The sequence below is a fragment of the uncultured Tenacibaculum sp. genome, assembly GCF_947494125.1.
Lineage (GTDB): Bacteria > Bacteroidota > Bacteroidia > Flavobacteriales > Flavobacteriaceae > Polaribacter.
Map to the genome: position 1 here is coordinate 561,796 of NZ_CANLTU010000002.1, position 23,262 is coordinate 585,057.

General features: G+C 28.8%; 26 protein-coding genes. 21 read left to right on the forward strand and 5 right to left on the reverse strand.

The genetic code is table 11. From position 1 onward, the window contains the following. The first annotated feature begins 127 nt into the window (after positions 1-127). The 6 genes from Q0881_RS06120 to Q0881_RS06145 are packed head-to-tail and all read left to right on the forward strand — an operon-like array spanning position 128 to position 5,549. Entirely contained in the window at positions 128-988 is an 861-nt protein-coding gene (locus Q0881_RS06120; protein ID WP_299157760.1) for a hypothetical protein, read from the forward strand. Between the two features lie 17 nt (positions 989-1,005). Continuing rightward, entirely contained in the window at positions 1,006-1,938 is a 933-nt protein-coding gene (locus Q0881_RS06125; protein ID WP_299157762.1) for a hypothetical protein, read from the forward strand. Beyond that, a complete protein-coding gene (locus Q0881_RS06130) occupies positions 1,938-2,864 on the forward strand; it encodes a hypothetical protein (RefSeq protein ID WP_299157763.1) in 927 nt (308 codons plus the stop codon). The genes Q0881_RS06125 and Q0881_RS06130 overlap by 1 nt, the downstream gene beginning before the upstream one ends. Next, positions 2,864-3,802 carry a hypothetical protein gene (locus Q0881_RS06135; protein WP_299157764.1) on the forward strand — a complete coding sequence of 313 codons (939 nt, stop codon included), beginning with the start codon at positions 2,864-2,866 and terminating at the stop codon, positions 3,800-3,802. The genes Q0881_RS06130 and Q0881_RS06135 overlap by 1 nt, the downstream gene beginning before the upstream one ends. Further along, positions 3,802-4,620: a hypothetical protein gene (locus tag Q0881_RS06140; RefSeq protein ID WP_299157766.1), complete on the forward strand. Its 819-nt coding sequence runs from the start codon at positions 3,802-3,804 to the stop codon at positions 4,618-4,620. Before Q0881_RS06135 ends, Q0881_RS06140 begins: the two co-directional genes overlap by 1 nt. 20 nt (positions 4,621-4,640) lie before the next feature. Next, on the forward strand, positions 4,641-5,549 hold the full coding sequence (locus tag Q0881_RS06145) for a hypothetical protein (protein ID WP_299157768.1): 909 nt from the start codon (positions 4,641-4,643) through the stop codon (positions 5,547-5,549). A gap of 29 nt (positions 5,550-5,578) precedes the next feature. On the opposite strand, the gene Q0881_RS06150 is transcribed toward Q0881_RS06145, so the two are convergent. The 3 genes from Q0881_RS06150 to Q0881_RS06160 form a co-directional block, all read right to left on the reverse strand. Next, positions 5,579-6,547, reverse strand: coding sequence for an NAD-dependent epimerase/dehydratase family protein (locus Q0881_RS06150; protein ID WP_299157770.1), 969 nt, complete (start codon positions 6,545-6,547; stop codon positions 5,579-5,581). A gap of 4 nt (positions 6,548-6,551) precedes the next feature. Beyond that, entirely contained in the window at positions 6,552-7,337 is a 786-nt protein-coding gene (locus tag Q0881_RS06155) for an SDR family NAD(P)-dependent oxidoreductase (RefSeq protein ID WP_299157772.1), read from the reverse strand. A gap of 126 nt (positions 7,338-7,463) precedes the next feature. Then, complete coding sequence (locus Q0881_RS06160) at positions 7,464-8,552, reverse strand: helix-turn-helix domain-containing protein (RefSeq protein WP_299157773.1); 1,089 nt, start codon at positions 8,550-8,552, stop codon at positions 7,464-7,466. A gap of 220 nt (positions 8,553-8,772) precedes the next feature. Here Q0881_RS06160 and Q0881_RS06165 point away from each other — a divergent pair, with 220 nt between their 5' ends. The 5 genes from Q0881_RS06165 to Q0881_RS06185 all read left to right on the forward strand — a co-directional run bounded on the left by Q0881_RS06165 (position 8,773) and on the right by Q0881_RS06185 (position 13,690). Next, on the forward strand, positions 8,773-9,543 hold the full coding sequence (locus tag Q0881_RS06165) for a helix-turn-helix domain-containing protein (protein WP_299157775.1): 771 nt from the start codon (positions 8,773-8,775) through the stop codon (positions 9,541-9,543). 79 nt (positions 9,544-9,622) lie between these two features. Continuing rightward, positions 9,623-9,925, forward strand: coding sequence for a hypothetical protein (locus Q0881_RS06170; RefSeq protein WP_299157777.1), 303 nt, complete (start codon positions 9,623-9,625; stop codon positions 9,923-9,925). A gap of 125 nt (positions 9,926-10,050) precedes the next feature. Then, complete coding sequence (locus Q0881_RS06175; RefSeq protein ID WP_299157779.1) at positions 10,051-11,178, forward strand: methionine aminotransferase; 1,128 nt, start codon at positions 10,051-10,053, stop codon at positions 11,176-11,178. Between the two features lie 214 nt (positions 11,179-11,392). Further along, entirely contained in the window at positions 11,393-12,424 is a 1,032-nt protein-coding gene (locus tag Q0881_RS06180) for a helix-turn-helix domain-containing protein (RefSeq protein ID WP_299157781.1), read from the forward strand. 120 nt (positions 12,425-12,544) lie between these two features. Then, positions 12,545-13,690 carry an acyltransferase family protein gene (locus Q0881_RS06185; RefSeq protein WP_299157782.1) on the forward strand — a complete coding sequence of 382 codons (1,146 nt, stop codon included), beginning with the start codon at positions 12,545-12,547 and terminating at the stop codon, positions 13,688-13,690. Between the two features lie 263 nt (positions 13,691-13,953). Here Q0881_RS06185 and Q0881_RS06190 read toward each other — a convergent pair whose 3' ends face one another. Beyond that, positions 13,954-14,568 (reverse strand): DEAD/DEAH box helicase, encoded by a 615-nt coding sequence (locus Q0881_RS06190; RefSeq protein WP_299157784.1) that lies wholly within the window; start codon positions 14,566-14,568, stop codon positions 13,954-13,956. 165 nt (positions 14,569-14,733) lie between these two features. Between Q0881_RS06190 and Q0881_RS06195 the strand changes: the two genes are divergently transcribed. From Q0881_RS06195 to Q0881_RS06240, 10 genes are all read left to right on the forward strand, one after another. Next, positions 14,734-15,528, forward strand: a complete 795-nt coding sequence (locus Q0881_RS06195) for a hypothetical protein (protein WP_299157786.1) — start codon at positions 14,734-14,736, stop codon at positions 15,526-15,528. A 328-nt stretch (positions 15,529-15,856) separates the two neighbouring features. Further along, positions 15,857-16,732, forward strand: a complete 876-nt coding sequence (locus Q0881_RS06200; protein ID WP_299157788.1) for a helix-turn-helix transcriptional regulator — start codon at positions 15,857-15,859, stop codon at positions 16,730-16,732. 104 nt (positions 16,733-16,836) lie between these two features. Further along, on the forward strand, positions 16,837-17,181 hold the full coding sequence (locus tag Q0881_RS06205; RefSeq protein ID WP_299157790.1) for a hypothetical protein: 345 nt from the start codon (positions 16,837-16,839) through the stop codon (positions 17,179-17,181). Positions 17,182-17,300: 119 nt separating this feature from the next. After that, positions 17,301-18,170: a spore photoproduct lyase family protein gene (locus tag Q0881_RS06210; RefSeq protein ID WP_299157792.1), complete on the forward strand. Its 870-nt coding sequence runs from the start codon at positions 17,301-17,303 to the stop codon at positions 18,168-18,170. Then, entirely contained in the window at positions 18,167-18,631 is a 465-nt protein-coding gene (locus Q0881_RS06215) for a hypothetical protein (RefSeq protein WP_299157794.1), read from the forward strand. The genes Q0881_RS06210 and Q0881_RS06215 overlap by 4 nt, the downstream gene beginning before the upstream one ends. A gap of 9 nt (positions 18,632-18,640) precedes the next feature. Then, positions 18,641-18,991, forward strand: coding sequence for a DUF1622 domain-containing protein (locus Q0881_RS06220; protein WP_299157796.1), 351 nt, complete (start codon positions 18,641-18,643; stop codon positions 18,989-18,991). A 29-nt stretch (positions 18,992-19,020) separates the two neighbouring features. Beyond that, the gene (locus tag Q0881_RS06225; RefSeq protein ID WP_299157798.1) at positions 19,021-19,788 is read left to right on the forward strand and encodes a nuclear transport factor 2 family protein; all 768 of its coding nucleotides are present in this window, start codon (positions 19,021-19,023) and stop codon (positions 19,786-19,788) included. Between the two features lie 79 nt (positions 19,789-19,867). Beyond that, complete coding sequence (locus tag Q0881_RS06230) at positions 19,868-20,650, forward strand: hypothetical protein (protein WP_299157799.1); 783 nt, start codon at positions 19,868-19,870, stop codon at positions 20,648-20,650. A 609-nt stretch (positions 20,651-21,259) separates the two neighbouring features. Next, positions 21,260-21,874 carry a hypothetical protein gene (locus Q0881_RS06235; RefSeq protein ID WP_299157801.1) on the forward strand — a complete coding sequence of 205 codons (615 nt, stop codon included), beginning with the start codon at positions 21,260-21,262 and terminating at the stop codon, positions 21,872-21,874. 162 nt (positions 21,875-22,036) lie between these two features. Continuing rightward, complete coding sequence (locus Q0881_RS06240; protein ID WP_299157803.1) at positions 22,037-22,174, forward strand: hypothetical protein; 138 nt, start codon at positions 22,037-22,039, stop codon at positions 22,172-22,174. Between the two features lie 182 nt (positions 22,175-22,356). On the opposite strand, the gene Q0881_RS06245 is transcribed toward Q0881_RS06240, so the two are convergent. Then, positions 22,357-23,256: a polysaccharide deacetylase family protein gene (locus Q0881_RS06245; RefSeq protein ID WP_299157804.1), complete on the reverse strand. Its 900-nt coding sequence runs from the start codon at positions 23,254-23,256 to the stop codon at positions 22,357-22,359. Positions 23,257-23,262: the final 6 nt, after the last annotated feature.

Sequence of the window (23,262 nt, forward strand, 5' to 3'; positions counted from 1 at the left end):
AAATTTTACATAAATGCTTTATATCGATGATGAAATGATTTCGTCATTATAATTATTGGTTTATCCTAAATTAAAATTTAGAAATACATAAATCTATAGTTTTACTCATTTATGACAAATATCAACAATGAATAACATTAAACATATATTTTTATGTCTTGTTTTGGTAATTATTGCAAATGCATGTAATACTAATAACAAAAAAGCAAAGACTTCATCAAATATTGAGGCTTCATATTTAGGACAAAAACCACCTGGCTTAACTCCTAAGGTTTTTGCTCCTAACATGTTTTCTAAAATTCATCGTGATGTTAGCGCTTTTTTATCTCCTGACTTAAAAGAATTTTATTTTACAAGAAGAAATACACATACTAAAAAATGGACATTGATGGTATATAAATACATCAATAAAAAGTGGCAGGAATCTCTTGTCGGACCAAGAATTTGGCGTCCCATTTTTGCACCAGATGGTAAGATAATGCATTTAGGAAATAAATATATGGAACGAACTGATAACGGTTGGTCTGATGTAAAAAGTTTAGGGCCTATGTTTGATCGAGAAGATTGGGGAATTATGCGATTGTCATCTTCTAGACTAGGAACTTATGTTTTTGACGATTATAAGAATAATGATGTGATTCGTATATCAATAATTAAAAATGGTAAACGTCAAGAACCAACATTGCTTAATAAGAATATCAACTCGGGTAAATGGACAGCACATCCCTTTATAGCTCCAGATGAATCCTATTTAATCTTTGATAGTGAAAGAGAAGATGGTGTTGGAAAAAGTGATTTATATATCAGTTTTAAACAAAAAAACGGTTTATGGAGCAAAGCCATTAATATGGGAGATAAAATTAATACAAGCAACGCAGAAAGAGGAGGATATGTTTCCCCAGATGGAAAGTATTTTTTCTTTAATAGTAATTTGTCAATTCACTGGGTCGATGCTAAAATCATTGATAATCTTAGATTAAAGCAATAAGAAAAACATAATAGACAATGAAAAATCATCATTTTTTACAACTAATAATTGTATTCATACTATTTCTAAGTGCTTGTAAATCTAATACACAGGTATTAAAGGACAATAGATTACCAACTTTAGAGAGTCCTTATTTTGGACAAAAGCTACCTAGTTTAGTTCCTGAAATTTTTGCACCTGATATTATTTCTATTGCTGGGAGACATGAAATGGGGGTTTCGTTTTCTCCTGATTTAGATGAAATGTATTTTGCAGTTCAGAAAAAAACTGGCATGCCCGCTGAGATTTATTTTTCAAAATTCAAAAGTGAAAAATGGACAGCACCTAAAATAGTAAATTTCACAAAAGGTAAAAAAGCGGGAGAAATGAAACCACAAGTGAGTTATGATGGAAAATATATCTATTTCACTGCGTATAACACTGATTTTATGGACTCAAGCATTTGGTATGTAAAACGCCTGAACAATGGTTGGAGTGATGCAATAAAACTTGATTCACCTTTAAATGAGCATGAAGTGATGACTTCAACTTTTGCGAAGAACGGAGATCTATATTATACCAATATATCTAAAAGATTTAGAACCTACTATGCTCCTAATATAAATGGTAAATACCCTAAGTTTCAGGAAGCTGAAATTGAGTTTGGAGGTCACCCTTTTATTTCACCGTCTCAAGATTATTTAATTGTAGATGCTAGAAACAGAGAAGACAAAAATCAAAAAGCTGATCTTTATGTTTCTTTTAAAAAGAAAGATAGTTCATGGACAAAACCAATAAACCTTGGCATAACAGTAAATTCAACATTTGATGAAAGAAGTCCAAATGTCACTCCAGATGGCAAATATTTAATTTTTAGCCGACGTTCTAAAGACAAAACAATGAATCTTTATTGGGTGAGCACAGAAGTTATCAGCAAGTTAAAAACAGCATATTTTAAAAATAATAAATAATGAAAAAAACGTATTTCTCTTTAATACTTGTATTCGCCTTGATTTTAAATGCGTGCAATACTAAAAAACTAAACTTAAAAAACAACCATTTAAACCCATACCTTGGACAAACACCACTAGGTGTAACTGCTGAAATTTTTGCTCCAGGAGTTTTTTCAATAAACGGAAGATATGAACATTCTGTTTCGTTTTCTCCAGATCTGAATGAAATCTATTTTACAGCGAGTAAAAAAGACGAAGATCCAAGTATCTATTTTTCAAAACTAGAAGGTAAAAAATGGACAACACCAAAAAAAGCAAATTTCACAAAAGGTAAAAAAGTTGGTGAAATGCATTCATTTGTAAACTCTACAGGTAATCAAATTTATTTTACAGCCCATGACGAATTTACGTTGCCTGAACATAAAGAATCTGTTAAAATCTGGGTTGTAAACCGTGTTGGTGATTCTTGGAGTGATGCTAAAGAACTTGTTTCTCCTATAAATGAAGATTTCGTTTTTTATCCGAATCAAGCCAAAAATGGAGATTTGTATTATTTCAATATTTCGAAGCGAGGAACCTATTACGCACCAAATAAAAACGGTAAATTTCCTGAAGTACATAAGGTTGGAATCGGAGGAGTTCACGCTTTTATTTCACCTTCTCAAGATTATATAGTTGTCAATGCTAGAAACAGAGAAGACAGTGAAAGAAAAAGTGATATCTATGTCTATTTTAAAGAAAAAGATGGAACATGGTCAAAAGCTATAAACCTTGGCAGTGACGTAAATTCTAATTTTGCAGAAACATGCCCAAGCATTACTCCTGATGGTAAATATTTGTTTTTTGGTAGGTATAATGAAGAAGGTGCTATCTCAAACATTTATTGGGCAAGTACAGAGGTTATTAGTAAGTTAAAAAGGGCATATTTTAAAAATAATAAATAATGAAAAAAACACATCTTACTTTAACACTTGCATTTACACTATTTTTAACTGCTTGTAATACAAAAAAACAAGATTCAAAAGACAGTGATTCTCTAGTTATAGAAAACCCTTATTTTGGAGAGAAACTACCAGGGCTAATTCCAAAAATTTTTGCTCCTGGAGTTATTTCAATAAATGGAAGGTATGAACACGGAATTTCGTTTTCTCCTAAATTAGATGAAGTCTATTTTTCAGCTAATAAAAAAGAAGAGGATGCTAGTATCTATTTTTCAAGAATAGAAGACAATAAATGGACAGCTCCTAAAAAAGCAAATTTCACCAAAGGTGAGAAAGCAGGGGAAATGCATCCTTTTGTGAGTCATAAAGGTGATGAAATTTATTTTACGGCTCATGATGAGTTTACTTTACCTGAGCATAAAGAATCGAGTAAAACTTGGTATGCAAATCGTCTAAAGAATTCATGGAGTAAAGCAACACCGGTTGATTCACCTATAAATGATGATTTTGTTTTTTATCCGAATCAAGCAAAAAATGGAGATCTCTATTATTTCAATATATCAAAAAGAGGAACCTATTACGCACCTAATAAAAACGGTAAATTTCCTGAAGTACACAAGGTTGCTATCGGAGGTGTTCATGCTTTTATTTCTCCTTCACAAGATTATATAGTGGTAAATTCTAGAAACAGAGTAGATAAAGAAAGAAAAAGTGACATTTATGTCTATTTTAAAGAGAAAGATGGAACCTGGTCAGATGCAATAAACCTTGGCAGTGACGTAAATTCTAATTTTTCAGAAACATGCCCAAGTATTACTCCAGATGGTAAGTTTTTGTTTTTTGGTAGGTATGAAGAAGAAGGAGGAGAGTCAAATTTTTACTGGGTTAGCACAGAAGTAATCCATAAATTAAAAAAAGCTCATTTTAAAAATAATAAATAATGAAAAAAGCATGCTTTATTATACTAGTTATATTTTTAAGTGCCTGTACTACAAAAAAACAAGAAACTTATCTTGGACAAAAACCACCAGGTTTAACTCCAGAATTATTCGCCCCTGAAATTATTAAAACTGAATTTAGACAGGCAGCTGGTGTATTTACTCCAGATTTAAAGGAGTTTTATTTACGTAGAAGAGGAGGGAAGTATAAAAGTAATGCGTTGGTTGTTGTTAAATATGAAGACAACAAATGGACAGAATCACTTATAGAAACTAGAGCAGGAGAACCATTTATTTCACTTGATGGAAAAACAATGCATCTGGGAAAAAAATATCGAGAGCGAACAACTACTGGCTGGTCTGAAAAGAAAAGCCTTGGAGAACCTTTTGATAGTTTTCGTATTATGCGACTAACTGCTGCAGCTAATGGTACCTATTATTTCGATGAAGCAAGTGAAACTGGTCCACTTCGGTATTCAAGACTTATAAATGGAAAATACGAAAAACCAAAAACGTTAAATATTAAAGATATTGGAGATTGGAATGCGCATCCATTTATTGCCCCAGATGAATCTTATGTGATTTGGGATGATCAAAGAAGTGGAAATGCAGACTTATACATCTCTTTTTGTCAGAAAGATGGAACTTGGGGACGCTCAATTAATTTAGGTGATACCATAAACACTGAATTCGCAGAAGCCTATGGAAGTGTAACTCCTGATGGTAAATACTTTTTCTTTCATAGGAGTTACGGAAATAATAAAGCAGATATCTATTGGGTTGATATTAAAATCATTGAAAATCTTAAGCATAAAAAGTAAGTAATCATTACACTATAAAAATGAACAAAACCTATATAACAATACTAATCGCAGGAATATTTTCTTTACAATCTTGTGATACTAAAAAGAAACAAACAAAAAGTAATGCTGTACCCGTTATAAAAACACCATATTTAGGACAAAAAGCACCTGGTTTAACACCAATTCCTTTTGCACCAGGATTAGTTTCTACAGATATCTATGAATATGATGGTGCATTTGCATCTAATATGAAAGCATTTTATTTTATTAGAAGAGGAGAAGAAAATGTAAAATCAACTTTTTACGAATACAAGTATAATGAAGCAAATGGTACTTGGAAAAAATCGGTACTTGCTTCTCCATGGATTGGACGACCAGTAATTTCTCCGGATGGTACAACCATGCATTTAGGTGATGGTTATCTAAAAAAAACAAACGCAGGATGGTCTGAAATACAAAAGAAGGAATTTCCTATTGTAAGTAATGATTCTATGTATATTATGAGGTTATCTGAGGCTGCTAACGGAACTTATTATTTTGATACTTATAAGAAGGGAGATTTAACATATCCAATTCGATATTCTAGATTAATTAATGGAAAACATGAAGAACCAAAGGCTTTACCAAAATCGATAAATACAGGAACTTACTTAAGTCACCCATTTATCGCTCCAGACGAATCGTATTTATTATGGGATGCTAAAAAAGAAAATGGATATGGAGATTCTGATATTTATATCAGTTTTAAACAGAAAGATGGTATGTGGGATAATGGAATTAATTTAGGAGATAAAATAAATACAGATGCTTGGGAAGCTTCACCTAGTATTACTCCAGATGGTAAATATTTGTTTTTTAGTAGAAATGTTGGCTCGGACAAATATGAGAATGTAGATATATTTTGGGTTGATGCTAAAATCATTAAAAACCTTAAGCTTAAACAATAATAAAAATAAAAAAGAGAAGCATGTAATCATTACTTTTTTGCTCTAGAAAAATAATTTATACTATCTATTATGGCTTTGCTAATAGGCTGATAAGTACTATTTAAATGCTTTATAGATTTGTTATTAGAAAAGTAATTTTCAACACATAAAATTTTCATATTTGTTAAACCTAAATTAGTTTTTATGCGAAGTTTTCTTAGGAATTCTCCCCAATAGCCAATGATAATTAATAATTGTTTTGGGATTTTTATTAGTATTGAATTTTGATCTGTAACCTTATTAAGAACTTCAAAGAATTCTTTATAGCTTAGGTTTTCATTAGCTAAGAGGTATTTTTCGCCAGAAATACCTTTATCAATAGCGTTTATTATTGCCATACAAACATCTTTAACATGTACAAAATTCTTACCTCCAGGAGGATAAAAAATTAACTTTTGTTTCCAACCCATTAGTATTATTTTTCCCGAGCTAGGTTTAGTATCATAGGAACCAAGCATAAATGTTGGATTAACAATGATTGTTTCTATTTTGTGTTTATTTTTTAATAAATAGTTTTCTGCCTCTAACTTACTCTTTGCATAGTACGATTGTTTAAATAAAGTATTCATTTTACTTTTTTCAGTACCCAGTTCTTCTAACGAACCAAAACCTAATGTGTTAGCAGTGCTAACAAAAATAAAACGTTTTACATTGCTTGCAATGGCTGTATTGTATAATTGCTTAGTCGCATTACAATTAATATTCCAATAATCAACATATTTAAGTAAACTCTGGTCTGTTGTAGCAGCAGCATGAATAACAATATCTATATTTTTTAATAGTAAAGAAAAATCATCAAATAACTGTCCTTCTACTAATTGTAAGTTATTATGGTACTTTCCTTTATAACTATTCTTGTTTCTAACAAGTCCTGTTACATGGTAGCCTTTATTTAAGAGTTCATGGCATAAATTAGTACCTAAAAGACCATTTATACCTGTAATAAATACCTGTTTCATAATTTTAAGCTTCTCTTTTTACAATATTTGTCATCATTGGTATTTTTATCCAATTAGGTAAAAGGGTAGAGAAAAACCAACTCATAGGGTTAATTAATATAAAAATTTTACCCTTAAACATTTTTCTTATCGAATATTCAGCTACTTTTTCAGGTTCTAATAAGGTTAGTTTCCCTAAAAAACCTTGTTTTTCAATACGAGCTGTAATTTCAGGATTGGTTTTCATAGCACCAGGATTAATAACACTTACAGAAATGTTACTATCTTTTAACTCTTCAGAAAGACCTAAAGAAAATGAATGTACAAAAGCTTTTGAAGCAGGGTAAACAGTTTTATAACCAATAGGGGAAAATGCAGCAATGCTAGATACATTTAATATATATGCCCGCGATTGTTGTTTTAAATTAGGAAGTAATTGATGTATAAATATACTTGTCGCTTTAACATTTACTTGAATTATAGTATTTAAATAATTAAGAGATACATCTTCTAATTTTTTTGTGCCACCAGTTCCAGCATTATTTATTAAAATGTCTACATCATAATTTTTATTCAATTCGTTTGTTAATGAAAGTATATTTTCATCAGAAGAAAAATCAGTTTCAAAATAAGGTACTTCAACTTTATATGTTTCTTTAATATGTTGTGCTAATCCTTTTAAATTTTGATTGGGTAAGCTAATTAAAATTAGATTATGTTTTCTTTTAGCAAGCGAGAGTGCAAATGCTTTTCCAAGACCCTGACTAGCTCCTGTTATTACTGCATATTGATTTTTAGTAGCTACTTTCATTTGTGTTTATTTAAAAATGATAAACAAAAATAGCTATAGAACTTATTTTATATGCTCAGGTTTATAAAAGAGAACCTATTGTTAATTGGCTTATTTTTAGTTTTTTGTGTTTAAATAAGTTCTTAGTTATAAAGTAGCGCTTTGTTTTTTATATTCGGAAGGTGTTTGGTTTGTAAATTTTTTGAAGGTAGTATTAAATGCAGTTTTAGAATTGAAACCAGATTCGTAAGCAATTCCTAAAATAGATAATTTATTAGAGTCTTTATCAGATAATAATTCCTTGGCTTTATTTACACGATATGTATTAATAAACTGGAAGAAGTTTTGATTAAATCCATTGTTAATAATATAGGAAAGTTGATGTGATGTTATTTTCATTTTTTCAGATAAAGAGGCTAGATTTATATCATGATTTAAATATAAATGTTGCTCTTTCATAAGTAAATTTAATTTAGACTTTAATGTAACAAGTTCGTCATCACTCAATATTTTACGCTTATTTATAATTTTTTCATCTTCTTTTATAGCAATAACTTCATTTCGATGTTTTTCATTTAGAGGAAAAATCTCTTTTTGTTTTAAAGCATTATATGCAATAAACAAAATAGCAATAAGCATAACTATATTTAAGTGTAAGTTTAAAGGAAGTCCTATATAAATAAGATTAAATGCACTAATTACAATAACTATTAAAACAATGATAAGAATAATATTTTCTAACCATTTTAAATCAATATCATTAGTATTTGAAGAGAATAACTTAATTTTTCGTTGATGTGAGCGAAGTTTTAAATAAGATTTTAATGTATATAGAATTGTATTTGTAAGAACTAAAAATTTAAGGGAATTTTGTAAATTATAAAGAAGAAGTCTATTTAAAATTAGTAACCCAAAATATATAAAAGGAAGAATAAAAATAGTTCCATCTTTAGTTTTAAATTTATGATTTGGATTTGTGAAAAATACAATACTTACATACAGTAATGCAGGCGTGAAAAATTGAATAAAAGAAACAATAAGCCTTATTAAATCACTAAAAGGAGCTATTTTTATAAGAATTAAAATTTCATCTAACCAATAGGTAGCCCACAAAAGTAAAGTAATGCTAAACCATAAATTAGCTTTTTTATTAACCTTTAAAGGATTTAAAAATAGCATGCAAGAAAGCATTATTAAAAAAGAAAAAACAAATATTTCAATTAAATGAATTAGCATTTACAATTATTTTTTTTCAAAGATACATTATTGATTTTTGCACTTTTTATAAAAATAATCTATGACTATAAAAGTTATAAATCGTTTCAAAGTTTTTCTAATGAATAGTAGTTTAAGATTAAATAAAAGGTAATTAATGATTTATAATATGCATTAAAAATTTTCAACTTTTTACTAAGTTAGCTACAAAAAGTAGCATTACTTGATTATATTTGTAGCAATGAAAAAAGTACAAACAAACATACGACATCTTAGAAAATTAAAAGGATTAACACAGGAGCAATTTGCTAATGAAGTAAATATAACTAGGTCAAGAGTTTCTTCATATGAAGAAGGACGTTCTGAGCCTTCAATAGCGTTTTTAATTACTATTTCAGAATATTTTAAATTGCCTATTGATGTTTTGGTAAAAAATGATTTGAGCTATTCAAAAGAATCATCATTTATTGAGATAGGTAATCAAAGAGTTTTATTTCCAATAACGGTAGACAATGAAGAAGAAAATTTAATTGAAATAATACCTACAGAAGCTTCAGCTGGGTATTTATTGGGGTATAATGATCCAGAATATATAGAACAATTGCAAAGAATTAAATTGCCTTTTTTACCGGTAGGAAAACATAGAGCATTTCCTATTAAAGGAGATTCAATGCATCCAATGAAAGACGGATCGTATGTAGTAGCTCAATTTATTGAAAGTATTAATGATGTTAAAAATGGAGTTTCATATATCGTTGTTACCAAAAATGATGGAATTACGTATAAAAGAGTATATAATAAATTAGAAGAAAACAATACTTTATTGTTAGTTCCAGACAATAAAAATTATGAAACTTATAATATTCCTGTTTCTGAAATAGTTGAATTATGGGAGTTTACCTGTAGTATAAATACTCAAGAATATGATGAAAGAGATTTAAAAATAAGTAGTATAGCAACGATGCTTACTCAATTAGGAGTTGAATTAAAATCTTTAGCTAAATTAGAGTAATTGGCTATATTATAACTTGTTAAGTGGTGCTAAGTTTTTATTTATATATTTTTTTACCTTATATTAGATAAAAAAATATATGTCCCTCAACATTAACAATTTAATTGATAGCAACCTTCGTTTGGTTGAAAAACTAACCAAGAAGAGAAATTCTAGTACAAGTATTTGGAGATTTATTGGTTTAGATAATAAAGAGCTAAGTGATGTTTACGAATGTAATAAACTTGGTGATAAAATGGAAACTGAGTCTTTGATTATTCGAGAAAGAGAAATAATTCATAGCCTTACTAAAAAGGGTAAAAGAGTTTTAGAAAATGGCGGTTGGTTAAAATATCTTAGTTTGAAAACTGAAAATAAAATCCCTGAATTAGCAGACTCTTAAAGTGGCTATTTTTAATTTTATTCACTAAATAAAACGAATACTTACAGATAATATAAGTTGTTGTCTTAAATTGGTTTGTGAAAGACGTAAATTATAGTATTTTCGTGTAAACTGATTTTATTATAATGTCAAAATTACCAAATACAACAGCTAGTATATTTTCTGTAATGTCCTTATTAGCAAAAGAGCATAATGCTATTAATTTATCACAAGGATTTCCGAATTTTCCTGTAGATGAACGACTACTTGAAATATCAAAGCGTTTATTAACAGCAAATATTCATCAGTATACACCCATGGCAGGGTTACCATCTTTATTAGAAAAAATAGCATTATTAACAAAGAAAAACTATCAACGACAACTCAATGTATCTTCTGAGTTATTGGTAACTTCAGGAGCAACACAAGGTATTTATACTACCATTAATGCTTTTGTAACTAATGGAGATGAAGTAATTATTTTAGACCCTAGTTATGATAGTTATGAGCCTTCCGTTTTAGTAGCAGGAGGGAAGCCTGTACGTATTTCGTTGAATGATGATTATTCTCCTAATTTTAATCGAATTGAAGCAGCGATTACATCAAAAACAAAGCTGATTATCATTAACAATCCACATAATCCTACAGGAAAAATATGGAAAGAAGAAGAGTTAGAGGCTTTGGAAATTTTACTAGAAAGACATCCAAATATTTTATTATTAAGTGATGAAGTATATGAATATATCTCATTTAAACACCCTCATATTTCTATAAACACTCGACCAAAATTGGTTGATAGAACAATTATAGCATCTTCATTTGGAAAATCGCTACATGTTACAGGGTGGAAAGTTGGTTATTTAATAGCACCAGAACGATTGATGAAAGAAATTAAAAAAATCCATCAATTTTTAGTTTTTAGTGTAAATAGTATATCACAGCATGTTATTTCAGAATACTTAGATATTGTTGATTTTAGCGAAATAGCTAAAATGTATGCACGTAAAAGAAAACTATTTCAAGACTTATTAAAAAATAGTCGATTTGAATTATTACCTTCAGAAGGAACCTATTTTCAAGTAGTAAATTACACGAAAATTAGTACTAAAAGCGATATGGAGTTTGCCAAAGATCTAATTACAGAGCATGGAGTTGCTGCAATTCCTATTTCTGTATTTAATAAAAATGCAACAGATAAGAAAATGCTTAGATTTTGTTTTGCTAAAACTGATGAAACTTTAATAGCAGCTGCTAATAAATTGAGAGCAATTTAAAATAATAGTATAGACTTTAATTATCTAATTGATAAACAAAAAACAGCACAGAGCTTCTTGTTTTTGTTAAAAATACTACTTTTGAAATATGCAAGACATTCCAATTAACTTAAATCTAATCGCATTAATTATTTTTTTAGGTGTAGTATTCGGAATTTACACCTCATATTTTTTAATAAAAAAGTCAGTACAAAGTAAATCCCCAAATATTTTTATGGGTTTATTAATTTTGACTTTATCGCTTATTATGTTTGAAGGTTGGCTTAATTATACAAGTTATATTTTTAAAACATTGTGGTTAACCAACTTTTCTGAACCTTTAAATTTTGTCATAGCACCATTAATTTTTTTATTTATGACTTCACTTCTTGGTGATAAGAGAAGTAAGTTAGATAGTTTACACTTTATTCCTTTTTTGCTATGGTTAATATATTGTTTATTCTTCTTTTCAATGACTAATGAATTTAAGTATAATGATAATATTCGTGTGATGCAGTTAACTATTCCTCAATTAAAATTATTACCAGAGTATACAAGTGATCCACTAAGTATAAGAAATTATGTAAATCAAGCAACTATAATTCATATCCTAGTATATATAATAATAATATCAGTTAGGTTGTTATTATCTGTTAAAAAACGGAGTGAAACAATTTTTAATACAAAGAGTAAAGTATTAATATCATTCAGAAACTCTTTTTATCATTTCTTAATTATTACAGTTATTCTAATTTTTGTAAAGTCTACCTATGAAAGTGATGTAGGGGACTATTTAATTTTTCTTTATATCTCTTTTATGATATTCTTGACATCTTATCAAATCATGAATAGTTCAAAATACTATGAAAATGCGTCAAGTTTTTTAGAAGGACCAGTAATTAAATACGAAAAATCGTCACTCACAGATGAAGATAAATTACTTATTTTAAAAGCTATTAAAAATCAGATGCAAAATGAGAAGTTTTTTATAAAAAGTACTGCGTCATTATCTGGTTTATCTAAAGAGTTACGTCAAAGATCGCATCATGTGTCACAAGTTATAAATGAAAAATTAGATCAATCTTTTTTTGAAATGTTAGCATCATATAGAGTAGAAGAGGCAAAAGTTATTTTAAAGACTGATTTAGGTAAAAAATTGACTATTGAAGAAATAGCAGAACGTGTTGGGTATAATTCAAAATCGGCGTTTAACTCTGCTTTTAAGAAAATTACAACCCTTACCCCTTCGCAATACAGAAGTTCTTAACTAATTGATAATTAGTAGTAAAATGTGTGGCATTATAAACTCATACACCTTACTTATAGGCTAATTCGTTTTATGCTTCATGCTGTTTATACTTTTGAATCAAATCAAAAATTAACAGTAATGAACTCACAAAATCAAACAAAAAAACAAAGACAATTTTTTATTGACTGGCTAAGAATCGGACTTATTATTAGTGTATTCTTTTTCCACGTAGGAATGATATTTAGGCCAGAACAATGGCATGTAAACAGTGAAGAGTCATTTGAATTTTTAGAACCAATTATGTGGTGGCTTCATTTATGGAGAATGCCATTATTATTTTTAGTTTCTGGTGTTGGAACCTATTATGCAATTGGTAAGCGAACAAGTTGGCAATATGTAAAAGAACGGTTTAAAAGATTGTACATCCCTTTTACATTTGGTTTTTTTACTTTAGTTCCTTTAATGATTTATGTTGAGAGAATAAATAATTATAGTTCTTTTTTAGATTTTATACCTCATATGTTTGACGGTGGACCTTATCCTGTAGGAAATATTTCATGGCATCACTTGTGGTTTATCTTGTATTTATTTATTATTTCACTACTGATTAGTCCATTTTTAAATTATACTAAAAGTGGTCATTATAATATGATTAGAGGCAGAATAATCACATTTTTTGCAAAGAGAATGCATTTAAACTGGTTATTAATTATATTAATATTATCACAAGTTGTTTTACGTCAATACTTTCCTAACAGTACCCATGCTTTATATAACGATTGGGCATATTTTACATATTACGTATTGTTTTTTATAAGTGGATTTGTATTGTTTACAAACCCTAAGATAATTAAAACACTTACAAAAGATAGGCTATTATACTTGTACCAGACTATTGTATTTACAGTATTGTTATTTACTTTGCCATTAATTTTTGGGAGCCCCAATATAATTCAAGATTATGCTAGAGGAATAACAGAAATGATTATTTCTTTATCATGTGGATTAACTGCCATAGGATATTTTAAAAAATATTTTAACAAGGACCATAAATACAGAAGTGTATTAAACGAGGCAATCTATCCATTTTATTTATTACATCAACCAGCTTTAATTTTTGTAGGTTATTTTGTATTACAATGGGATATGGCTTATGGATTAAAAGCAATATTTATAATATTATTTTCTTTGATTTCCATTATAACTACTTACTGGTTTATTATTAAGAAATTTAACTTTTTAAGAATCGTTTTTGGGATGAAAAAAATTAAACTAGTAAAGTAATAAGGGAAGCTATATCTAGTTTAAATATTAGAAGTATTATGTTTAGAAATATAATAATGTTAGCAAGTGAAACTATTATGGTTTCATTTGCTAATTTTTCTTTAGGTCTTTTATTCACTTAAGTAGGAGGAGAGCATATTCTATAAAAAGACTTTAAAGATTAATGTTTATTGGTTCTTTAAATGTTGTTTTAATAAATCTTTTCTATAATCATTTCCATTAGGCGTTCTAATTACTGTATGAATATAGTTTCTTGTAGCAACCTATATAGCTACAGTTTTATAATGTGGCATAAAATAAGATTCAAAACGCTTTAGAGTTGGATGCATTTTTTCAGAGTATATTACAAACTGACATTTATGAATACTTTGAGTTATAGAAATAAGATCTGTAGATGAAGATTTTTGAACTAAAAAGTCAGCATCATCTATACTTAATATCTTTACCTGAGTTGTATTTACACCTTCTAATAAAAGTAACTTATTTACCATTTTAGGTGTTGAAATAAGAATGTCTATACCTTCAAAAATTTCTGATTTTAATAAATCAACATGAAGTTTTTCATCTCCTAAATAAACACGTAAAGAAGTAGTATGTTTAGTATATTTTAAAAAGGATTTATACAATTCTAATGCACTTTCATTATCTTTTACTAAAACAATAGCTCTTGGTGCACTTCCAGCAGCTTCACATTTTAATTTATGTAAAGTTGTAAGTATAAGTGTGGTTGTTTTTCCACTATTTTTAGGACCTGTACAAAAAATATTAGCACCACTTTTTATTACAGGAATACTAGCTTTCTGAAAAGGGGTAGGGGTTGTTATTTCTTGGAACTCTAGCGCTTCTTTTATAACAACATGTAATTTTTTAAAAGCCATAGGAAATAAAGAGAATTGTTTAGTATAATAATTGTTGCAAATGTACAATTAAATTGATGCATTTATGTTTAATATTCGTTTTTACATTTATTGTCTACACTTATGAAATTTTATAAATAATCATGATCTATTTCTTTTAATTTGAATAACTAAAAATTTTATATCATGTTAAAGAACACAAAAAAAATCAAATTAAACATTCAACGAACATTAATTTTATTATTCTCAATTTCTATAGTTTTAGTTAGTTGTAGTTCTGAAGATAACAACCTTAAAGAGACAGATACTTCTACTCTTAAATTTTCAAATGAAAACAGATCAGCTGGTTTAAGTAAATTAAGCTATAAGAATATTTTAAATGATGCCTCTATTCTAAAAAAGATAACACATAATGCAATTGTTAGTACAGAAGGTATGACTTTCAAGGACCAAAAAGCCGTAAGAAATTATGTTGTAAACTATATGGAAAGAAATAATACTATTAATTATTTGGATTTCAATTACTTAAAAGTAACGCCGCCAAGTAATTTTGACTTTAGAGATTATGGTTTTTCTGAAAAGGTAGCTAGATATTTTGAAAGAATCGTAAATCTAAATGAAAAAGCAGATTATGAAGGTATGGTTAAATTGCTTGATACTTATAAAATAGATTTAAATAGCGATAATAATTTATACGCTTTAAGTGGTATTTTCGCAACTATAGAAGTATATAAGTCTGAGCTTTTAGGGCAAACTTCACCAAATGCAAGGATTGGAGATTGTCCACCTACAGGATCACAAATAGCTGGTGGTGCTATCTCAGGAGCAATTGGTGGAGCTATTACTGGGGCAACTTGGGGGTCTTTTTTAGGTCCAGCAGGAACGCTATTAGGTGGTTTAGGAGGAGCTATTGTTGGTTCATTAACCAGTAGTATAATTTCGATAGGAGTTGGTTCAATACTTAATGGAGATGATTGCTAGTTATAAATAAGAAATAATATTTGATTCACTAATAATAAAACAAACGAGGGCTGTTAATTAACAGCCCTCGTTTGTTTTAAACTTTTATTAAATAACAATAGAAACCTAGAAAATATATATGAAAGGTTTAGTATCTATAAAGTTTGTACATTTACTTCTATAAAATATTATCTCAACCAAAAAAATAAAGAAAAAGCATCCCTACTTATTTATATTATTGGATTAGTATTATCATTTTACGCTCCATAGCTAGCAGTTGCTTGTTATGTAGTTGTAGCTTTGATTTGGCTAGTTCCGAATAAAAAAATAGAAAACACTATAGGGTAAAATGAAAAAAAAAGAACTTCCTAAATTACTTTTTAAAGAAGACTTAGAATTGATAGGATTTGAAATTTTAACAATGAAAGGTTTTTACGAAAAGTATAATGCAGCATTTTTAACGCCACCAAAAGTTTTAAAATTTTATGAAATCCTTTTTATAGAAGAAGGAGAAGGGGCACATTATATTGATTTTGAAACCTACAATTTTAAAAAAGGTAGTATTTTATTTGTAGGTAAAAATCAGGTACATTCATGGCAAAAACATAGAAGTAGTAAAGGATATATTATTCTTTTTACAGAAAACTTCTTGTATAAAAACCAACTACAATTTAACGAGCTAACGTATAGCTATCCATATAATACAGCATTGTATAGCCCAATAACTACTATTAGTAAAAAACATTATAATACTTTTTTATCTTTAATTGAACTGATTAATGAAGAGTATAAAAATATAACCTATCAGGTTCAACAAGAGGTATTACAAACATTATTAAGAACCTTAATTTTAAAAGTAAAATCTAAATTACAGCCTGTAGCACCTGTTGATAATAAAAAGAAGGAGTTATTTATTGAATTTCAAAAAGCATTAGATCAACATATATTTCATACTAGAAATGCGATTGATTATATACAAATGTTAGGCTGCTCTAGCCATCAACTTACTAAAGTAGTTAAGAGGTTTACTAATAAATCGGTTAAAGTATTTATTGATTCAATACTCATATTACATGCAAAAAGGCTTCTTGCAGAGAATCAAAACAATGTAAATGAGGTATCCTATCTTATAGGTTTTAATGAAACGACTAATTTTATTAAGTTTTTTAAGAAGCATACTAACCAAACTCCAAGTCAATTTAAAAGAATTATTACAAAGCAGTAAAATGTTTTGAGATTTACCATTATTTGATTTTTTTAAGAAAAATTCACCTTTTATAGGAGCTGAAGCGATTCTAATTTTGTATTGAATAAAAACAAAACAATAATATGAAAAAATCAAAATTAATTTTAGCAGGATTATTTATCGCATTTATAATGTTTGTTACAGCGTGTAGTAATAATGATGGAACAATAGCACCAACCAATATAGAAAAGGCTACAGCTATTTTACAATCTATACAAACAGGAAATGTTACCGCAATGCAAAATTATGTAAACCAAACTAGCTATACGCAGCACAATTTATCATTCCCAGATGGCATTGCTTCAGTAATAGGAGCCATTCAATCTGGCGAATTAAATGGAACTACGGTGAATACAATTCGTAGTTTTGAAGATGGAAATATAGTTAGTTTTAAAAGGTTAAAGAGAACTATTATATTGTTAAAATAGTATTACAAAACAGTAATATGTTTTGAGATTTACCATTATTTGAGAATTCTCGAAATAATTCACCTTTCACAAAATTAAACCAGACTTTAATTTTGAGGTATAAATAACGCAGAAAGTTTATGCCTTTTAAAATCAAAGAAATAGCCGCGAAATCTATTATAGGAACCACGCAAGTTCCTAGTGCAGATTATGTAATAAATCCATATACAGGATGTCAATTTGCATGTATGTATTGCTTTGCCAGTTTTATGGGACGTTTTGTTGGAGAAACCACTAATAATTGGGGAAAGTATGTATATGTAAAAACAAACGCAATTGAATTGATGGAAAAGGATATTCAACGCTTAATGAAAAAGAATCCGCATCCAAAAATTGCAATGAGTACAGTAACTGACCCTTATCAAGGAGTTGAAAAACAATACCGATTAACCCGAGGCATTTTAGAAGTCTTTGTAAAGTATCAGTATCAAGGTAGAGTAGGGCTTTTAACAAAATCGCCAATGATATTAGACGATTTAGAGCTGTTGAAGAAAATTCCAAACCTAGAAGTTGGAATGTCTATTACCACAACCGATGATCAACTAAGTCGATTTTTAGAAGTGAAAGCCCCCTTGGCTAGTGCTAGGTTACGGACGTTAAAAAAGTTGAATAAAGCAGGCATAAAAACCTATGTTTTTATTGGTCCTTTTTTACCTCACATGAAATTAAAACCTGAATTGATTGACAACTTATTTTCAGAGATAAAAGCGGCTGGAACCAATGATGTGAAAATTGAATATTTAAATCTTCCAAAATATGTTCGACCAAAAATGAACAAGCTATTAAAAGAAGAAAGCAAGGAAATTCAAGAGGTATATACAACATCTCAACTTAAAAAATATAGAGAACAAATAGCACCAATCTTGCGGAATAACCTTTTAAAACACGGTTTAAAATTAAAGTTTGATGAAATAATTCATCATATAACCGCTAAAAATTTAGTAGAATGAACAAGGTAAAAAAAATTGCAATATTAATGGTAACTACGGCTAATATACACTTTAGTATGGCACAAGAAAAACCAACAAGTGCTTCTTTAGAACAAGTAAAAAAAGAAGCAGAAGCAAAGCGTCCAGAGCAGCTATTAAATGGAACTTCTATGAAGTATTACTATCAAAATGGTGGAGGAATTCATATAGAATTCTATAACGGAATGCTTAAATATAAATGGATTGTAGGTCCAAGAAAAGGGAATGGAAATAAAGAGTTGCCTTATAGCTCTCGTAAAATTGGCGAGAAGCTATATATCGTAAGTTGGTTAGAAGCATCGCATCCAGATTATACAACCTTAATTTTCAATTTTAATAATAATGTGATGTATTCTTCAGGAATATTCCGCTTTGGAACTAAAGACCAATTCACACGATTTGATGGAGGAATTATTGAAGATTTAATCTTAGTAGAAAAATAATGATGAAGAATGGAAGGGCTAAATATGTACATAAACTGTATTACCAAAACCATTGAGTTTATAGGCGTTTTGGTTATTTTTTTCGGCACTGTGTATTCAATAGCTAGGTTTTTAATTTCTCTAAAAAGGAACAATAAAACAGCTTATACAAGCTTAAGACAATCCTTAGGCAAATCAATTCTTTTAGGATTAGAAATTTTAATAGCCGCAGATATTATGGAAACAGTTACTACAGCTCCAACGCTCAAATCAGCAGCTGTATTGGGGCTAATCGTTTTTATCAGAACTTTTATGAGCATGTCTTTAGAAGTAGAATTGGAAGGAAGATTTCCCTGGCAAAAAACAAATAACAACAAATAATTTAATAGCAATAATTAAAAACAAATAGCATGAATTTAACAAACAGAGAAAAGGCAGTTGCTTTATTAAACAGTATTCAAACAGGTGCAACAGAACCTGCAAGCTATGTAAATCCGACTAAATATATTCAGCACAATTTGTCTGTAGCTGACGGATTAGCAGGATTTGGAGCCGTTTTACAAAATGCTCCAGAAGGCGGATTCAAAGTAAAAGTAGTAAGAGCTTTTGAGGATGGTGATTTTGTATTTTGCCATTCAGAATATGACTTTTTCGGACCTAAAGTGGGCATTGATGTCTTTAGATTTGAAGATGGGCTTATTGTAGAACATTGGGATAATTTAGATGAACTAGCAGCAAGTCCAAATCCAAGTGGACGTACCCAACTCGATGGTGAAACTGTAATTAGAGATCTAGATAAAACGGCTGTCAATAAAGCTTTTGCAAAAGACTTTATTGCAACCATACTTGTTGGTGGTGAATTTGATAAAATTCAAAACTATTTTAATGGCAACAACTATATACAGCACAATCCTGTAATAGCTGATGGAATTGATGGTTTACAAGCAGCACTAAAACATATGGCTGAAAACAATATTCACATGGTGTATGAAAAAATACATTATGTACACGGTGAGGGGAATTATGCTTTGGTAATGTCTGAAGGAAATCTTTCTGGAATTGCCTATGCCTATTTTGATTTATTAAGAATTAAAGATTTTAAAATTGCAGAACATTGGGGAGTTATGGCACCAATTCTTCCAAAACCGGAAAGGAAAAATAACAATGGTAAATTTTAAACTTTAAAGTACTGTATGAGAAAACTCCTTAGGTTGATTAAGGAGTTTTTAGTATAGTGTACAATTAAATAATAGAATAATGAGTACTAAAATACAAAATGCAAAGCGCCTTTATTTAGAAGGGATTCGCGACGGGAATATACAGGAAGCGCTTGACAAATATACCGGGGATAGCTATACACAACATTCTGCAGGAGTAGGTAATAATAAAGAAGGCTTTTTAAAGTTTTTTATTCCGTTTATAAAAAGAAATCCAGTACGAGACATTCAAATAATTCGTGCATTTGAAGATGGTCAATATGTGTTTGTACATGTATACCAAAGTTTAAATAATGGGGAAGCTAAATGGGTTACCGCAGATTTTTTTGATACAGATGCTGCTGATCGTATGATAGAGCATTGGGATGCTATTCAAGCTTATGAAGAGGATACGGTTTCTGGGCGTACTATGGTGGATGGTCCAACAGAAATTGAAGATCTAGACAAAACCGAAGCAAATAAAGAACACATTCGAAAATTTGTTGATGAGATCCTTATTGGTAGAAATATAGAGAACATTACTAAATATGTTTCTACAGAACAATACGACCAACACAATCCTAAAATTGGCGATGGCATAGAGGGATTACTAGAACATATTCAAAAAAATATAGCAAATAACATTAAGTCAGGGTATAAAAAATTACACTTGCTAGTGGGGCAAGGGAATTTTGTTTCAATTTTAAGCCATGTCATTGTGAATGATGTTGACTTTGCTTTTATTGATATATTCCGTTTAAAAGATGGATTAATAGTAGAGCATTGGGATGTTCAAGAAAAAATACTTCCAAAAAACCAATGGGAAAATTCTGGTAAATTTTAAAACAAACCTCTAAAACAGGGATTGATACAACTATTTCTGACGTTTCTAATTCAGAAATACCCTAATTATTTTCTTCCTTTTATTATACTCTAGTTTGTACAACATTTTTTTAGGCAATTATTTGTTGTACAAACTTTTCGTGAAATTCTTGTACAAGCTTTTTTTAATTACTTTTTGGCTTGTACAAACTTTTCGTAAAATTTCTGTACAAGCTTTTTTCAATTGCTTTTAGGCTTGTACAAACTTTTCATAAAATTTCTGTACAAGCTTTTTTCAATTACTTTTTGGTTTGTACAAACTTTTCGTGAAAAAAATGGAACTCACTCTAATTATTGCTGAAAATTTTAGCTCGACTGTTTTTAAGGGATAATCTGAGAATCGCGTATTTAAAAAATAATGAACCATTACACAGAATATTAAATTCTCATGAATGTTTAAAAATGAAGTTTTAGAGATTCTAATAATATTGATTTTATAGAATTGAGAATATTTTGGGTATTTTCTATAGTGACTAATTTGTACTACCAAACAAACTTATAAAGTATCAAATCAATAGAAATTAAAAGCATTCTAAAACGGATGCTTTATTTATATTTGAAAAAAAATATAATGAAATTTATTGAATTAGATTGTAAGGAAGAGATTGAAAGACTTTTTAAAGAATTTAAAAATAACCAATCTGTAAATCTTGATTATTTTATAAAAAGTGAATACATTAAGATAAATGAGGATCCAGATATTCCTTTGTCAAGTACATATGATGAAAATTCTATTGAGAATATTGAAATTAAAAGAAAATTTGAAGAAGCGGCACATTTTTTAAGTTTATACAATTTAATTCAATTAAGTTACAGTCCTTCTAGTAGTACAGCAGAAAGAACTAATAAATTTTATGATGCTGCAATATTTAAAAGCTTTAAAGAATGGTTGAATTTTGTAAACGAAAAAGCACAAAGAGAATCTAGCTTATTGAAGTCTAATATAGCTTCTAATTATGTTACAGTGGCTTTTTCTATTTTAACATTCTGCGCTTTAACTATTCAAATCATTTTAAGCTATAATAACGACACTCCAAAAGAATTAGATAAACTTAATGGAAAATATAATGTTTTAATTGAGCATAATATTAAACAATTACAAGCTAATGATTCTTTATTTGAATTCTTTAATACACAAATAGATTCTCTAAAACAAGAAATTAAAATACTCAAAGTAGCTAAATAATTTTCATTTTTTTCAATTTTATCGCAAGAAGGAATTTTGCTTTGGTAAAAGCGAAGTTTATACCTTAAATTTTAATATATTTTTTAATTGGCTATGGTTTTCCGCATATATTAATCAAACCACATATTTACTTTTAATTTCTAATAGATAAATCAAAATATTATGAAAATAATTGAAGCAATTAAACCAGGACCAAAACCTAAAAAGCAAGATGGTACTCTTGATAAAAGAAGAAGAGACAACAAGAATACGCCAGGTAATAAACCTTCATTAAAACCTAGTAAATCAACTAAGAATTAATGATCTTTTTAAAACATTCTTTTTAATCCTTAAATTTATTATTTTGGAATGTCTACCAGACATTCCAAAATAATAAATACTTAAATCAAAAAGATAACGTGAAATTCAATAATAAGCTTTTGAATGAAGCGAAGATAGGAGGAAAGTATAATATGTATAGAGTGATATTTATATGCAAAAAATTACAAACCTAATGCCTTCATTTTTTCTTTTTCATACCTACTATCTTCTGCTGGATAACGTAAAACACCTTTATACTTCCCAGAATCTTTTGCTTGTGCATAAATAAGGCTTTCACCTGCAAAGTTTGTTTTCGTTTTATAAACAGGGTCTTTATAAGCTTCTGTAACAGAAACAATTTCCCATCCTTTCGTTTTAAACATTTTTATTAAGTCATCAAGAAATAAAGCGGCAGCTAAATTATGATGCAATAAAAGTGTATGCTTAATAGATCTTCCATTAAGTGCTAGAGAAAGTTTTTCATAAAATTGAGCACGTTCCCATATATGATTCAAAAAAAAATCTCTAAAAGCACTTAAATCAGTATGAGGGTTTTCTCTTAATCGTTTTATCAACCTACTATCAATATACCAATCAGATGCATCTATGGTTACATATCCGTGTTTATAATCTTGGCTCTTTAAAAACTCACGGAATGCAGCTACTTTTTCCGCTGTGTTTCCTTCTTTTAAATATGGAAATCTAAAAAACTTGCAATAATTTGAATACTTATTGATGATAGCATCATTTTTAATAAAATCATTTTTAAAAGCTTCAAATGTTTGTTTTTTACTATTATAGTTGGAATGACTAAATGTATGGTTTGCTATTTTATGCCCATTGTCATTCCAGCTTTTTAATAATTTTTTTCCTTTAGTTCCTGTTTTATCATTTCCTTTTACAAAAAACATGGCTTCAATGTTGGCATCTTTAAGCTTCTTTAAAAGCATTCCGTTCCATTCATTAAAGGTGTAATTTGGTCTATTTCCTAGTGCACCATCATCAAACGTAAAACTAATCTTCGATTGACTAAAAACTGGCATTGCAATTACTATAATTAGTAGGGTACTAAACTGTTTCATTTTTTT